The following is a 13827-nucleotide window of genomic DNA, read 5'->3' on the forward strand; positions in this document are numbered from 1 at the left end:
GCGTCGTTTCATGAAGTCCGCCGGGAGCGCCACGGTCGTCGCGACGGCTGCGAGTTCCGTTTCCGGCTGTCTCGGCGGCAATGGCAGTGGCGGTGGGACGCTTCGATACGGTCGCAGTGCACACTCGAAAACCCTCGATCCGCAGGATACGACCAGCGGCGAAGTGTCGAAGGTCACGAACCAGATTTACGACGGGCTCATCGACTTTCAGCCCGGCGAGGCAGCGATTACCAAGAGCCTCGCGGTCGACTGGTCGATGGAGGGGACGGACGTCACGCTCCAACTGCGTGAGGACGCCCAGTTCGACGACGGGACCGACTTCACCGCCGACGACTTCATCGCGACCTACCGGCGGTTCGTCGACGAGGAGTACGAGTACCACGTCGGGGATCTGTCCTCGTACGGGCCGTTCACGCTCGGAAACTGGATCGACTCCGTCGAAGCCGACGGCGACTATACGCTGAACATCACGCTTACGGATCCGTACGCGCCGTTCCTGCGTAACCTCGCGATGTTCGCTGCCGTCGTCCTCCCGCAGGACGCGATCGAAGGCGATTTCGACTTCGCTACGGACGCCAACGGTACCGGCCCGTTCAAACTCGACGAACTCGACAATTCGAACGGTCGAATCAAACTCATCCCCAACGACAACTACTGGGGCGACGGGCCGAACGTGGACCAACTCCTGTTCATCGAACGCGGACAGAACTCCACGCGAACGCAGGCCCTCACCAAAGGCGAACTCGAGATCATCGACAATCTCGGGCCGAACAACATCGGGCAGGTCAGAGACTCCGATGCCGCCGAAGTCCAGTCGGGTGAAGGCATCAACATCGGGTACATGTCGTTCAACCAGTCCCGCGTGGAAGCGTTCCGTGACCCGCAGGTCCGCCGGGCCATCAGTTACGCCATCAATACCGAATCCATCGTCTCCGAGATCTATTCCGACATCGCCGAACAGGCCGACCAGCCGTGTCCGCCGGCGCTTTTCGGCCACAACGACGATCTCAGCCCGTATCCCAACGATCCCGAGAAAGCACAGTCGCTCCTGGAAGACGCCGGCTACGGTGACGGCTTCTCATTCGAGTTGACGACCTTCCAGAACGCCCGCGGCTACAATCCGGCACCGATTTCGACGGCGGAGTCGATCCGGACGGACCTCGGGAACATCGGTATCGATGTCACCATCGACGATCGACAGTTCTCGGACTACCTCACCTACACCTCAGAAGGGAAACACGATGCGTCGCTGGCCGGTTGGTATACGGACAACGCCGACCCTGACAACTTCTACTACGTCCTTCTCCACCCGCAGGTCGAGTCCCCCGACGGACAGGACTGGGTTGACTGGGACACGGAGGGGTACAACACGTCCAACCGAACCGCATGGGCAAACCAGGACTTCATGGACCTCATCGAGGAGGCCCAGCAGACGTCAGCCAAAGACGAGCGCGCCGAACTCTACCACGACGCCGCCCAGATCGCCTACGACGAAGCACCGTGGGTATACATCGACTACGCCGACGAGATTCGTGGCGTCCGCAACACCGTCAACAACTACCAGGTGTCGGCCATCGGTGGCCCACACCTCCATCTCGTCGACGTCGAGTAACGCGGTTGTTGACAGGAAACATTTTAAACATTCACACTCATCCCTCCGCATAATGGTATCAAAGCGGTTCATCGCCAAACGACTGCTGTTGCTCGGTCCGGTGCTGTTCGGAGTGGCGACAGTAGTCTTCGCTATTCTCCATCTCTCGCCCGGAGACCCCGCGATCGCGATCGCGGGCGAACGCGCGAGCCAGGAGTTCGTCGAACAGGTCCGCTCGGATCTCGGACTCACCGATCCGCTGTGGGAGCAGTACGTTCGTTTCCTCCGAAATACTGCGACGTTCGACTTCGGAGAGTCCTACCAGGTCCGACGCGGGACCGCCGTCGGCGATATCCTCGCCGATCGGCTCCCGATCACGATCGAACTTGCCGTTCTCGGACAGATAGCGGGGCTCCTGTTCGGGCTGCCGCTCGGAATCCTGAGCGCCGTCAAGCAAGACACGCTGACCGACCACTTCTCTCGAGTCGGTGCACTCACGGGAATCAGCGTCCCGATCTACTGGAGCGGACCGCTTCTCATCCTGCTGTTCGCACAGGTGCTGGGTATTCTCCCGACGAGCGGCCGTATCGGCTCCACCTATTTCATCGACTCGAAGACGGGGTTCATCCTGATCGACACCCTGATCGCCGGCAACCTCGCGGCGTTCCAGTCCGCGGCCCGGCATCTGGTCATGCCCGTTATCGTCCTCGGCGTGTACTCGATGGCGTTCATCTCTCGAATGATGCGCTCGTCGATGCTGGAAGTCGTCCGGCAGGACTACATGCGGACGGCCCGCGCGAAAGGGCAAGGCGCGAAAACGACCGTCATGAAACACGGACTCCGGAACGCGTTCATCCCCGTCATTACCATCATCGGGATCCAGTTCGGGTCGATGCTCGGCGGTTCCGTGCTGACCGAGACCGTCTTCGAGATCAACGGGATCGGGACGCTGCTCGTGGAGGCGATCAACAAGAGCGACTACCCGGTGGTACAAGCGACCGTCCTCGTGTTCGCGTTCATGTACACGATCGTGAATCTCCTCGTCGACATCACCTACTCCGTCCTTGACCCACGGATCGATCAATGAGTACGAAAACCCACTCCTCCGACGTCGAACGCAGTATCGTCGATCGCATCCGCGCGAGTCCGTTCCTGACGGAACTGCTATCGAACCGCATCGCCGTCGCGGGTCTCAGCCTCATCGTCGGGCTGTTCGCCGTCGCCATCTACGCTCGACTCGTGTACGATCTCGACGCCATCGTCGCGACCAGTTTCGGCTCGAACCCGAGTGAGGCAGCCCCGAGCGCCCAGTTCTGGTTCGGAACCGACGGACAGGCCCGCGACATCTTCCCGCGGGTCCTGTACGGCGCGTGGTACGCGCTGAAGTTCGGAACCGCAACCGTCCTCGCGTCGACGGTCCTCGGCATCACTGCCGGCATCGTCGCGGCGTACTACGGTGACCTCACCGACAACGTGATCATGCGGACGATGGACGTTCTCCTGTCGTTCCCGTCGCTGCTGCTGGCGCTCGCGCTCGTCACCATCTTCCCCGAGTCGCTGGGCCTGTGGCGTGCAGTCGCCGCGCTCACGCTCGTTTACACGCCGCGGTTCGCCCGCGTCGTCCGCGGCGCAGCGCTGAAAGTCCTCGAGGACGAGTACATCGAGGCGACGCGTGCGCTCGGTGCGACCGATCCGCGGCTGTTGATCCGTCACGTCCTGCCGAACTGTCTGGCCCCCATCACGGTCCAATCGACGCTGAACTACGGGCTGGCCATCATCGATATCGCGGCGCTGTCGTTCCTCGGGTTCGGCGCGAACCCCGGCGACCCGTCGTGGGGGATGATGCTCGCCAATGGCGTCGAAAAGGGACTGTTCTCCGGCGCGTGGTGGTGGTCGTTCTTCCCCGGCCTGTTCCTCGCGCTTACCGTGCTCGGATTCAACCTCCTCGGCGACGGGATGCGGGATGCCTTAGATCCCCGCATGCGAGATGCCGTCGACTGATTCCGCCGTCCCCGTCTCGAGGAGCCGCGTCGAGCGCATGCGTCGGCTCATTATTGCCGCCGCTCGTTGGGTGGCGATCGGGGCCGCGCTCGGCGCGGCCGTCTCGCTGGCGCTGCTGGTCGTCTGGTCGCCGCGAGCCGCGACCGATACGGCGTTCGCGCTCGGCGCGCTCGTGCTCGGGTTCGGCGTCACCGCGTGGTCGACCGCAGTCGGTCTCGGGCAAACCATCGAGGGCATGAAAGCCCACCTCGACGTGAGCGCCGGCTGGACCGAAGCCAGCGCTCGGGAGGCGTTTTTCGTCGTGTCGTGGACGGGTGCGGGCTGGGTCGTCGCCGCGGCCGCCTGCTCGATTCTGCTCGGCGTGTGATCGCCGAGCGCTCCGCGCCGTCGAAACGTGGCCGTCAGACGGGACGCAGGTGCTCACAGTCGCCGGCCGAGACCGTCACTCGCTCGTCGTCGGTCTCGACCACGAGCGCCCCCGACTCCGTCACGTCGATCGCCTCCCCGACGATCTCGCCCGCGGGACGATCGACCCGCACGCGCTGGCCGAGCGTCAGCGCCAACTCGCGCCATGCGGGAACGACCGCCTCGAGATCGCGCCGGTACCGATCGAACCCCTCGAGCAGGCGCTGGACGAAGCGCCTGCGGTCCACGTCGCCGGCCTCGGCGCGGACGCTGGTCGCTCCCTCGGGCAGCGCGTCGGCGTCGAGGTTCGCGTTGACGCCGATCCCGGCAACGAGCCAGTCCACGCGGTCCGTCTGGCCCTCCATCTCCGTGAGAATCCCCGCGAGCTTCCGGTAGTCGCCGTCGTCGCCGACCGGGACGACCACGTCGTTGGGCCACTTGATCCGGGCGTCGACGCCGGCTTCGCGGGCGGCAGTCGCCGTCGCGACCGACGCTGCGAGCGTGTACAGCGGTGCCTGCGCTGGCGTGATCGCCGGCCGCGTCACGACGCTCACCCAGACGCCGCCCGCGGGCGCGGCCCACTCGCGGTCGAGACGACCGCGCCCGCCGATCTGTTCGTTCGCGAGGACGGCGATGTCGGTCGCACCCTCGCCGGCCAACTCGCGCGCTCGGTCGTTCGTACTCCCCACGGAGTCGTGATACTCGATCGAAAACGGGGCCTCGAGTTCGAATTCGACCGCCGGCGCATTGTACGCATTGACGGCGACGAGTTCGTAGCCGGTCGGTCCGCTCTCGATCTCGAAATCGGCCTCGCGAAGCCCCTCGATGTGTTTCCAGACGGCCGCCCGCGAGACCTCGAGCGACTCGGCCAGTTCGGGTCCGGACACCGGCCCGTCCGCGAGCGCCGCGATGATCGCCCGTCGTGTTTCGTTCATGCCTCCGCACGGGACCCGCTCGTACTTCAATCGGCTGGATCGAGCGATGTCAGTCGAGCCACTCACAGTGACGTTCAGTCGCGACTCTAGCGCGTGACACGCTCGGAAGGGTCGCGGCGGCCGGTGGTCACCGTACGGTCTTGGAAACACACGTCCGGAAGGGGAACCAGTATGCGAGACCCGACCGGGGGCATCCGGCGCTGAGGACCCAGCAGGGAGTTCCACGGGATGCGGGACGACAGTGGTGGCTCGAGTTCGAGACCCAGGCCTCGCGTCGAACGCTCTCGTTTAGACCGGAGCGCCACCCTGCTTCGTTGGCTCCTGTCGCTCCGAATCAACTGGGTGACTGCCCCGTGTCGTCGTCGTAGTTCGTGTCCGAACCGTATCACCGTACCGTCTCTCGAGTCCGATCGGGCTGTCACCCGCGTTGTCCGACGGGATTAATCGCGCAGTTCGTACAGTTTCTCGCGGCCCGGCGCGATCAGTTCATCGAGGTAGGTCGCGAGCGTCCCCTTCGCGTCGGCGGGGTGAAGGTCGCCCGACTCGAGGTCGGCGGCCAGGTCCTCGTAGTCGTCGTAGGTCAGATCGCCGCCGTACTTTTCGGGACGCTCGACGACGATTTCGTCGAACCGCGGGAAGACGTGGTACTCGAACAGTTCGAGAACGGGGTTTTCGCGCTCGGTGCCGTCCTCGCTCGGCTCCGGGTCCCGCGTCGGCGGACAGTACGCCGAGTTGACCTTGTCCTCGAGTTCGTCGGTCGAGTCCTCCATCGAGATGGTGATCCCCTCGCTCGAGGACATCTTCCCCTCGCCGTCGGTGAGGTTGGCGACGATCGGGGTGTGGATCGCCGGGCGAACCTCGTAGTCGAGTTCGGGCAACTTCTCGCGAGCGAGCATGTGAACCTTCCGCTGGTCTAAGCCGCCAACCGCCAGATCGAGGTCGAGGTACTCGATGTCCAGCGTCTGCATCAGCGGGTAGACGAGATGGCTCACCTTCGCCGTCTCATCGCCCTGAATCTCCGCCATCGCGCGCTGGGCGCGGTTCATCGTCGTCTCGCGCTCGAGGTGGTGGAGGTCGAGGGTGTAGTCGTCCTCGAGTTGGAACTCGGAGCCGTAGACGAACTCCGTTAGCTCCTCGTCGAGGCCGTAAGCGAGGAACTGGGCTTTCATCTGTTCGGCGGTCTCCCGGATGTCCTCGAAGGACCCCTTCTCGTTGAGGTAGGCGTGGACGTCCGCCAGGAGGATGACGACCTCCATGCCCGCCTCCTGCAGATCGATGAGTTTGTTCGCGGTGAGGAGGTGTCCCAGGTGAAGCACGCCGGAGGGCTCGTAGCCGACGTAGGCCCGCTTTCCCGCGGCGTCCTCCGCGAGGTCGCGGACTTCCTCGTCGGTGACGACCTCCTCGGCGTTTCGCGTCAATAACTCGTAGGCGTCCATATGTGACAGGAACCGGAGGAGGAATTTATACCTCCTGAAAGGCGTTCGTCCGGCTGTCTCGTCCGTCATCGCCTCGAGCGTCGACACGTTTCGGTCCGTCCGTGCACCGATGGCCCCGACGGCACCGCCGGCCGGACCGGCCACGCCGCCGACTTTGCCGCCGAGTGTCGCTCCCTCGGCCGCACTGCGGGAGGCGTGTCCCGATCGGAGACACGGCGGCTCGAGTAATGGTATACGCAGCTGGTCCGGAGAGCTGATAACTGAGCGTTGGTCCCATCGGCGGACACGCACCCCGCCCGAGAATCCACCGCCCGATACTCGGCATCGACGACGCGTTCGGGGTGGCTACAAGTCACCCGATCGAATCCGTTCTTCGGCCGCCTCGAGCGCGCGCTCCCGGTCGAAGTCCTCGACGATCGCCCGAAGCGCAGTCTCGTCTGCGTCCGCGAGTTCGCGGGCGTGCTCGGTGATGGTCGGCACGGCACGAATGATGTTGTCGACGACCGGCACGTCCGCCACCTGCGGCGAGCGCGACAACGGGTTGAGGTCGATCACGATTTCGGTCTTGCCCATCTCATCTAATGCCTCGGCCCGGTCGCCGTCCTCGAGGGGCACGAGCACGACGTCGGCCTCGTAGATACCGTCGGCGTCGACCTTGGCCCGCTTGTGATCGAGGTTCGGAATTCGGGCGTCGGCCTCGAGCCCCTTCACGTCGTCCGCGCCGTGCTCGCGGAGGTGCTCGGCGATGGCTTCGATCCGGTCGGGCGTACGGTTGAAGAGGTTGACCTCGAGGTCGGCATCGACGGCGTCGGCGAGGGCGGTCATTTCGCCGGGGACCAGCGCGGCGACGTTGCCGTTGATCGAGAGCACGGGGCGGTCGGCGAGCAGGAGATGGGCGGCGGCGGCCCGCTCCGCCTCGTCGGCGCTCGGAATCGTCTCCTCGCCCAGTAAGTAGTCGAAGGCGCTGCCTCGTCCCTCGGCGTGCATCCCCTGGAGGTGCGTGATCCCCTTCTCGACGCCCGCCTCGATCCGGTGGCGGGTCAGCAGGTCCTGATATCTGGGATGATCTTCCGGAATCTCCTCCTCCGTCTCGACATCGGCGGAGACGCTGTCGTAGTCGCTCACGAGCGATTACTGGTGGTAGTCGATGAAAAACGACCCGATCGCTCGACGCGCAACCCACCGCTCCCGCCGACCGCTCGCATGGCCCGTACCTGCGATGGCACGAAAAGCCGAGCGGAACCCGAGAAGCGGCGTCCGCCTTACTTCAACACCGCACCGGCGGGATGTGTCGCACAGACCGACGGCTCGTAGCCGGCGTCGGAGAGCCCCGTTCCGAGCGCGAAGACCGTCTCGCCGAGCATGGCCATCGACGCCTGTCCGCCCGCCTCAGAGACCTCGGCGATCGTCTCCGTCACCCGTTCGGTGAGCAGGCCGGCGTCGCGTGCGAACAGCCGCGAGGCGTACATGAACGACAGCAGCGTCGGCTCCTCGACGACGCGAGCGAGCGCCTCCTTCCCGGCAGCCGTCAGCTCCTCGGTGTCGCCCGAGAGCACGTCCGCCGTCGAGAGTTCGCCGAACGAGACGTACTCGACGCGCGCCCGCGACGGAATCGCGTCGAGTTTGTTGTCCTGTGGGCCACCCGGCTCGAGGCGGATCGGAACGCCGCCGTGTGCTTGTGCGACCACGTCACCGAGCCCCGTCCCGGCCTGCACCTCGGCACCGTGGGCGATCGTGACGAGTTCGTTCGCGGAGAGTTTGCGCTCGAAGACGCGGTTCGCCGCGAGTGCCGTCCCGAGCGCCATCGCTCCCGAAACGCCGAAGCCGGCCCCGATCGGAAGATCGGCGGCGGCCTCGACGCGGGCGCTCGCATCGAGCGTCTCGAGAACGGTTGTCACCGGTTCGACCTCGGCTTCCGTCCCGTCGAGGACGACTTTTGATTCCGTCGCCGGTTCGACCGATACCTCCACACCGTCTGTGAGCGTCAATCCCGCTCCCCGTGAGCCGGCTTTCGTCGGGTCCTCGTCCGGGTGAGCGCTGAAAAATCCCGTCACGTGACCGGGGACGAACGCCGTCGCCTCCTCGCGCATTACGCCCCCCGTTTCGGCCCGAGCGATATAACGTTGAAGGTTCCCCGTGACGCGTTCGGCCGTTCCAGGTGGGACCAGGTGGTTCCGTCGATCCGATCGAATACGCCGCACCCGCTTCAGTACGTCGCTCGCTCGAGTCCCCCTCTTCAATGGACTCGATATAGAAGCGGAAAGCGCAATCCGAACGGGGCGGAAGAATGGGTCGCATCATGGCTGCCAATGACAACACAGGCGAACGGTCGGGACGCGACGCGAGGACAGCTCGACGACCCCTCCTGCGGGCCGCGGGCACGACGCTCATCGGCGGCGGAGGACTGGCTGCCACGACGGGAGCGGCGTCCGCACAGGTGGATACCCCCGATGTGATCGAGGTCAACGACGGATTCTTCGGCTGGAGCGCCGACGGCAGCCTCCCCGTCACGGACGAACTATTCGTCTTCATCCACGGCTGGTTCGGCGACACCACCGTCTCGAGTCAGGCGTCGACCGTTCAGAACGCCCTCGAATCAGGCGGCTATACGCCGACCGAATCCGTCGCGATCGAGTGGCCCGCAACCAACGTCAACTACCTCGGCGCGGAGTCCGATACCGAGGACGTCGGCGCGGTCGTCGCCGACCTCGTCGAAGACTTCGACGACGCCGGCGGCGGCAACGTCCGCCTCGTCGGTCATTCGCTCGGCGGCCGCTGTGTCTACTGGACGGCGACCAAACTCGGCAGCGATTCCGGAATCGAGACCGTCGCGGGACTGGGTACGGCCGCCCACGGGTCCGAAATCTGTGGCGAGCCGTGGAACGCCGGCCTCGGCACCGCCTGCGAGGTCCGTAACTACCACTCGCAAAACGACTCGATGGTCGGCTCGGCGTACGGCGGTATCGGTGATACCGCACTCGGGACGGACGGGGCCGGCTGTTCCCCCGCCTCGAACTACAGCGATGTCGACGTAACCGGCAGCGTCGGCAGCCACCTCGAGTATCTGGGAGACGACGCGGTCGGTTCAGACCTCGCCGACGCGATCACCACCGGCGGCTGCGAGTGAGGCGCGAGCGGGCGTTCCCCGCACTCGAGAAAGTCCTGCACGGGTCGTGCTCTTTCGTCCGACTCGCCGACTCCCGGAGAGTGCTTACGGGCTCAGCCGCTGGCGATCTCGCGGGAAGAGCACGGCTTCTCGGATGTTGTCCAGTCCGAGAATCGTCATGATCAAGCGCTCGCCGCCGAGGCCGAAGCCGGCGTGGGGCGGCATGCCGTACTTGAACATCTTGGTGTAGTACTCGAACTGGTCGGGATCGAGCCCCTGCTGTTCGAAGCCCTCGATGAGCTTCTCGTGGCGGTGTTCGCGCTGACCGCCCGAGACCAGTTCCATGCGCGGGTGCATCAGGTCGAAGCCGGTCGAGAGCTCCGGATCGTCGTCGTGATCCTTGATGTAGAACGGCTTGATCTCGCTGGGCCAGTCCGTGATGAAGTAGTGACCGCCGACGTCCTGCCCGAGGGCCTCCTCGGCCGGCGTCGAGAGGTCGTCACCCCAGACGAGTTGCTCGTCGAGTTCGCCCGTGGCGTTGATGCGCTCGATGGCATCCTCGTAGCTGATACGCGGGAAGTCGCCCTCGGGGACTTCGAACTCCTCGGCGAGGTCGAGGTCCTCGAGCTGGTCGCCGAAGTTCTCCTGCACGGACTCGTAGGCGGCTTTGACGATGCCCTCGGCGACGTCCATGGCGTCGGTATGGTCACAGAACGCGCCCTCGAAGTCGATCGAGGTGGCCTCGTTCAGGTGCCGCGGCGTGTTGTGTTCCTCCGCGCGGAAGATCGGGCCGATCTCGAAGACCCGCTCGACGTTCGAGCCCGCGACCAGTTGCTTGAACAGCTGTGGCGACTGGTTCATGAAGGCCTCCTCGCCGAAGTAGGTGATCGGGAACAGTTCCGTCCCGCCCTCGGTCCCCGTCGCGACGATCTTCGGCGTGTTGATCTCCGTACAGTCGTAGTCGCGGAACTGGTCGCGGACCGCACGCAATACGTCCGAACGGATCTCGAAGACCGTCTGGACCTCGTCCTTGCGCAGGTCGAGGGTGCGGTTGTCCAGTCGCGTCGAGAGGTCGGCATCGACCTTCCCGGACGGATCGAGCGGCAGTTCGGGGTCGGCGGGCGCGACGACCTCGACGGACTCCGGCGTGACTTCGACGCCCGTCGGCGCGCGCGGTTCCTCCTCGACCGCGCCGGAGACCGTAACGACGCTCTCGCGAGAGACGCCGAGTCCCGTCTCGACTAAGTCGTCGTCCATCTCGTCTTTCTCGAACTTGATCTGGATCTTGCCGGCGGTATCCCGGAGGATCAGGAACGCGATGCCCCCGAGGTCGCGGATCTCGTGGACCCATCCGGCGACCGTCACGTCGTCGCCCGGCTCGGCGTCGGCAGTGTAGGTTCTATCCTGCATACCACCCGATTCACGCAGGCGGAACTTAAGCGCAGTCGTTCACGCCGAGCGGCTCCCGCCGATTCTCACCGCGCGTGCGATCCGCGGGACACCGTCTCGGCGACTCTCGATACCGACCCCTCGACGGCGGGAAACCGTTTTGCCGAGCGCGCCGAGTACCGGTGTATGGACGACCTCGAGCGACTCGCTGGCGCGATCCGACGTGCAGACACGGCCGTCGCCGTCACTGGCGCTGGACTCTCGGCTCCCTCGGGCGTTCCGACCTTCCGCGGCGACGACGGCATCTGGGACCGATTCGACGAGCGGCAGTTCACTTCCGACCGGTTCCGGCGCGATCCCGCGGGGTTCTGGACGGATCGGGTCGCCCTCCACCGAGCGATGTTCGACGAGGAGTACGAGCCGAACGCGGGCCACGAAGCGCTGGCTGCGATGGGATGGGACGGGAATCTCGAGGCGATCCTCACCCAGAATACCGACGGGTTACACGGCGACGCCGCGGGGGCGGGCGGCGAGCGGACGAACGACGGCGAACCCGATGTCGCGGCCGAGACCGAAACGACCGTCCTCGAACTTCACGGCAACTCGCGGTGGGTCCGCTGTACCGACTGCGGAAACCGCCGGGACGGCGACCCGATCGTCGAGCGCGCAGCAGCGGGCGAACTGCCGCCGACGTGCGAGTGTGGGGGCGTCTTCAGGCCGGATGTCGTTCTCTTCGGCGACCGGCTTCCGGACGCCGTCCTTCAGCGGGCCCGATCGCTCGCTCGCGAGAGCGACGTGTTCCTCGCGATCGGGTCCTCGCTCGTCGTCGAACCCGCGGCCTCGCTCCCGCGACTCGCCGCGTCGACCGGCGCGACGGTCGCCATCGTGAACCTCGAGCCGACGCCGTGTGACGGGATCGCCGAGACCGTGCTTCGCGAGGACGTGACGGCGGTGCTTCCGCGGCTGCGGGATCTGACCACAGCGTGAGACACCGCGTCGCGGCGCGGTCACTCGCCGAGTCGGTCGTCGATCAACTGTGCCTGACCGCGCCGCAGCCGCTCGCTGACGGCTTGGTTCGAGATTCCGAGTTCGGCGGCGATCTCCGACAGGCCCGTCTCGCGGGGCACCTCGAAGAAGCCGTGCTCGTGAGCCAGCGTGAGTGCCTCCCGCTGGGCGTCGGTCAGCACGGCTCGGGACCCGCGGCGTCGCCCGTCGTCGCCGTCGGCGAGGCGCTGTAACTCGATCGAGACGCCTTCGCCCGCGAGAAACTCGTGATAGCGCCCGAACGAGTCGCGATCCGGAAACCGCATTTCGACCGCCCAACTGCCGTCGGAGCCGTGACACGCGAGCAACTCGCCGCCGGCGTCGACCCACTCGCGGTACGCGTCGATGACGTCCGTCTCGCTGCGCTGCAGTCGGTACAGGCTCCCGCGCTCGATCTCGCCGAGTCGGTCGAACTCGTCGATCGTGTCGTCGTCGGCAAGCGTTCGGGCGAGTCCCTCGCGGTCACGATACTGTATTCGACAGAACGCGATGGGGCGAGCGGGATCGAGGGCGTATTGGCGCTCGAGTTCGATCTCGATCGACGGCAGCGCCTCGAGGGTCGGCCCGAGTGTCAGCGCCGGCGACGACGCTTCGAACGCGGCGAGGAGGCTCATGCCCGTTCATGCGCCGCGAAACGACAAAACAGTTGAGGCCACGTTCACGTCTGTCGGCCGGTCGGACCGGATCGCGGACTACGCGTCGTTGGCCGCGTCGACGGTGTCCCGAACCGCTTCGATCCCCTCGTCGTGTGCGAGATCGCCGACGACGACGACATCGGCGTACTGGGCCATCGTGTACGCGGAGTCGTAGTCATGGATTCCGCCGCCGTAGAACAGCGTCGATTCGTCGGTCGCCTCGGCGGCGGCCTCGACGACGGCCTCATCGCCGAGGGTGCCGGAGTACTCGACGTAGATGATCTCCTGGCCGAACATGTGCTCGGCGACTGTCGCGTACGCGCCGACATCGTCGGCATCGAGGTCGCAGTTGGCCTCGGTCAACTCCGCGACGTCGGCCTCGGGGTTCATGACGATGTAGGCTTCCGTCGTCGTCCGCTCCCAGTCGAGTTCGCCCTCGAGTCGAACCCACTCCTTGTGAGCCTCGGTGATCCAGAACGGTGAGCCGGCGTTGAAGACGGTCGGAATGAGATAGCCGTCCAGCGCGTCGTCCTCGAGAACGACCTCGGGGTTCGAGGGTTCCTGATAGAGCGCAACGTCGTGTTCGGCGCAGGCCTCGATGACCGCGCCCATGTTCTCCTCGGTGATGCCCATGGTCCCGCCGACTTCGATCGCGTCGGTGCCGGTCGCACAGAGATCGCCGTAGGTCACGCCCTCGGGGAGCTCCTTGTCCGGGTCGATCTTGAGAATGTGGTTCCAGTCGTCCCAGGGGGTAGTCATACCGCGTCGTTTCCCGACAACCAGCAAAAGCGCTACGAAACGCCCCCGTCCCGCGGATCACGCGTCGCGTCCGGCCACGCCTCGGCCCGCCGGTGGTTTCCACCCCGAACGGGAGCCGGCGGTGGCCGATTTCGGTTCTCGTCGAGTGGCGACCGCGCGGCCAGCGCGCGACGGGTCGGCGTCCCCCGGCGTGGACCGGTGTCGGTGTCCGATGGCGCGCCTACAGTTGCTCGGCGCTGACGGCTCGCATCGAGCTATCGTTCTCGACTTCCCAGATCCGGAGCACGAGGTGTGCCTTACAGTAGTACTCGGCGGTCTCGAGGCCGGTCCGTCCGTTCTCGAGGACGAGCTGGCACGTACCCCCGTTCGAACACTCTGGTGAATGTTCACACATTTGAACTCGGTTCGTCTACTCGTCTCGGCGTCAAGGCTCTGTCGGTGAAGGCGTTCGGTCCCCGCGGTCGGTTCGGGAATCGGATCGCGGTTGGACGGCCGCTCCCCGAACCGGTCGCCGACGGCTTCGATC

14 protein-coding genes are annotated in these 13827 nt (G+C 65.7%); 6 read left to right on the forward strand and 8 right to left on the reverse strand.

All coding sequences use genetic code 11. The features are described 5' to 3' along the window. Window positions 1-10: 10 nt before the first annotated feature. The 4 genes from FGF80_RS05910 to FGF80_RS05925 are packed head-to-tail and all read left to right on the forward strand — an operon-like array spanning window position 11 to window position 3959. Window positions 11-1612 (forward strand): ABC transporter substrate-binding protein, encoded by a 1602-nt coding sequence (locus FGF80_RS05910; protein ID WP_006186056.1) that lies wholly within the window; start codon window positions 11-13, stop codon window positions 1610-1612. Window positions 1613-1664: 52 nt separating this feature from the next. Continuing rightward, window positions 1665-2678 (forward strand): ABC transporter permease, encoded by a 1014-nt coding sequence (locus FGF80_RS05915; RefSeq protein ID WP_006186055.1) that lies wholly within the window; start codon window positions 1665-1667, stop codon window positions 2676-2678. Next, a complete protein-coding gene (locus tag FGF80_RS05920; RefSeq protein WP_006186054.1) occupies window positions 2675-3592 on the forward strand; it encodes an ABC transporter permease in 918 nt (305 codons plus the stop codon). The genes FGF80_RS05915 and FGF80_RS05920 overlap by 4 nt, the downstream gene beginning before the upstream one ends. Further along, window positions 3579-3959 carry a DUF7268 family protein gene (locus tag FGF80_RS05925; RefSeq protein ID WP_138652786.1) on the forward strand — a complete coding sequence of 127 codons (381 nt, stop codon included), beginning with the start codon at window positions 3579-3581 and terminating at the stop codon, window positions 3957-3959. Before FGF80_RS05920 ends, FGF80_RS05925 begins: the two co-directional genes overlap by 14 nt. A gap of 34 nt (window positions 3960-3993) precedes the next feature. Here FGF80_RS05925 and FGF80_RS05930 read toward each other — a convergent pair whose 3' ends face one another. From FGF80_RS05930 to FGF80_RS05945, 4 genes are all read right to left on the reverse strand, one after another. Next, the gene (locus tag FGF80_RS05930; RefSeq protein WP_138652788.1) at window positions 3994-4932 is read right to left on the reverse strand and encodes a biotin--[acetyl-CoA-carboxylase] ligase; all 939 of its coding nucleotides are present in this window, start codon (window positions 4930-4932) and stop codon (window positions 3994-3996) included. Window positions 4933-5372: 440 nt separating this feature from the next. After that, window positions 5373-6368: a tyrosine--tRNA ligase gene (locus FGF80_RS05935; protein ID WP_006186051.1), complete on the reverse strand. Its 996-nt coding sequence runs from the start codon at window positions 6366-6368 to the stop codon at window positions 5373-5375. A gap of 345 nt (window positions 6369-6713) precedes the next feature. Next, entirely contained in the window at window positions 6714-7493 is a 780-nt protein-coding gene (locus FGF80_RS05940; protein ID WP_138652790.1) for a 4-phosphopantoate--beta-alanine ligase, read from the reverse strand. A gap of 137 nt (window positions 7494-7630) precedes the next feature. Further along, the gene (locus FGF80_RS05945; protein WP_006186049.1) at window positions 7631-8458 is read right to left on the reverse strand and encodes a pantoate kinase; all 828 of its coding nucleotides are present in this window, start codon (window positions 8456-8458) and stop codon (window positions 7631-7633) included. 197 nt (window positions 8459-8655) lie between these two features. On the opposite strand from FGF80_RS05945, the gene FGF80_RS05950 reads away from it, so the two are divergent. Continuing rightward, window positions 8656-9495, forward strand: coding sequence for an esterase/lipase family protein (locus FGF80_RS05950; protein ID WP_138652792.1), 840 nt, complete (start codon window positions 8656-8658; stop codon window positions 9493-9495). Window positions 9496-9579: 84 nt separating this feature from the next. On the opposite strand, the gene aspS is transcribed toward FGF80_RS05950, so the two are convergent. Further along, window positions 9580-10884 carry an aspartate--tRNA(Asn) ligase gene (gene aspS, locus FGF80_RS05955; protein ID WP_006186047.1) on the reverse strand — a complete coding sequence of 435 codons (1305 nt, stop codon included), beginning with the start codon at window positions 10882-10884 and terminating at the stop codon, window positions 9580-9582. Between the two features lie 165 nt (window positions 10885-11049). On the opposite strand from aspS, the gene FGF80_RS05960 reads away from it, so the two are divergent. Continuing rightward, complete coding sequence (locus FGF80_RS05960; RefSeq protein WP_138652794.1) at window positions 11050-11850, forward strand: SIR2 family NAD-dependent protein deacylase; 801 nt, start codon at window positions 11050-11052, stop codon at window positions 11848-11850. A 20-nt stretch (window positions 11851-11870) separates the two neighbouring features. On the opposite strand, the gene FGF80_RS05965 is transcribed toward FGF80_RS05960, so the two are convergent. From FGF80_RS05965 to FGF80_RS19075, 3 genes are all read right to left on the reverse strand, one after another. Then, window positions 11871-12521, reverse strand: coding sequence for a helix-turn-helix domain-containing protein (locus tag FGF80_RS05965; protein ID WP_138652796.1), 651 nt, complete (start codon window positions 12519-12521; stop codon window positions 11871-11873). A gap of 78 nt (window positions 12522-12599) precedes the next feature. Then, complete coding sequence (locus FGF80_RS05970) at window positions 12600-13301, reverse strand: phosphoglycerol geranylgeranyltransferase (RefSeq protein WP_006186044.1); 702 nt, start codon at window positions 13299-13301, stop codon at window positions 12600-12602. Window positions 13302-13521: 220 nt separating this feature from the next. Next, on the reverse strand, window positions 13522-13695 hold the full coding sequence (locus tag FGF80_RS19075; protein ID WP_007108874.1) for a hypothetical protein: 174 nt from the start codon (window positions 13693-13695) through the stop codon (window positions 13522-13524). Window positions 13696-13827: the final 132 nt, after the last annotated feature.

Source organism: Natrinema pallidum (assembly GCF_005890195.1).
In the GTDB taxonomy this organism is placed as follows: domain Archaea; phylum Halobacteriota; class Halobacteria; order Halobacteriales; family Natrialbaceae; genus Natrinema; species Natrinema pallidum.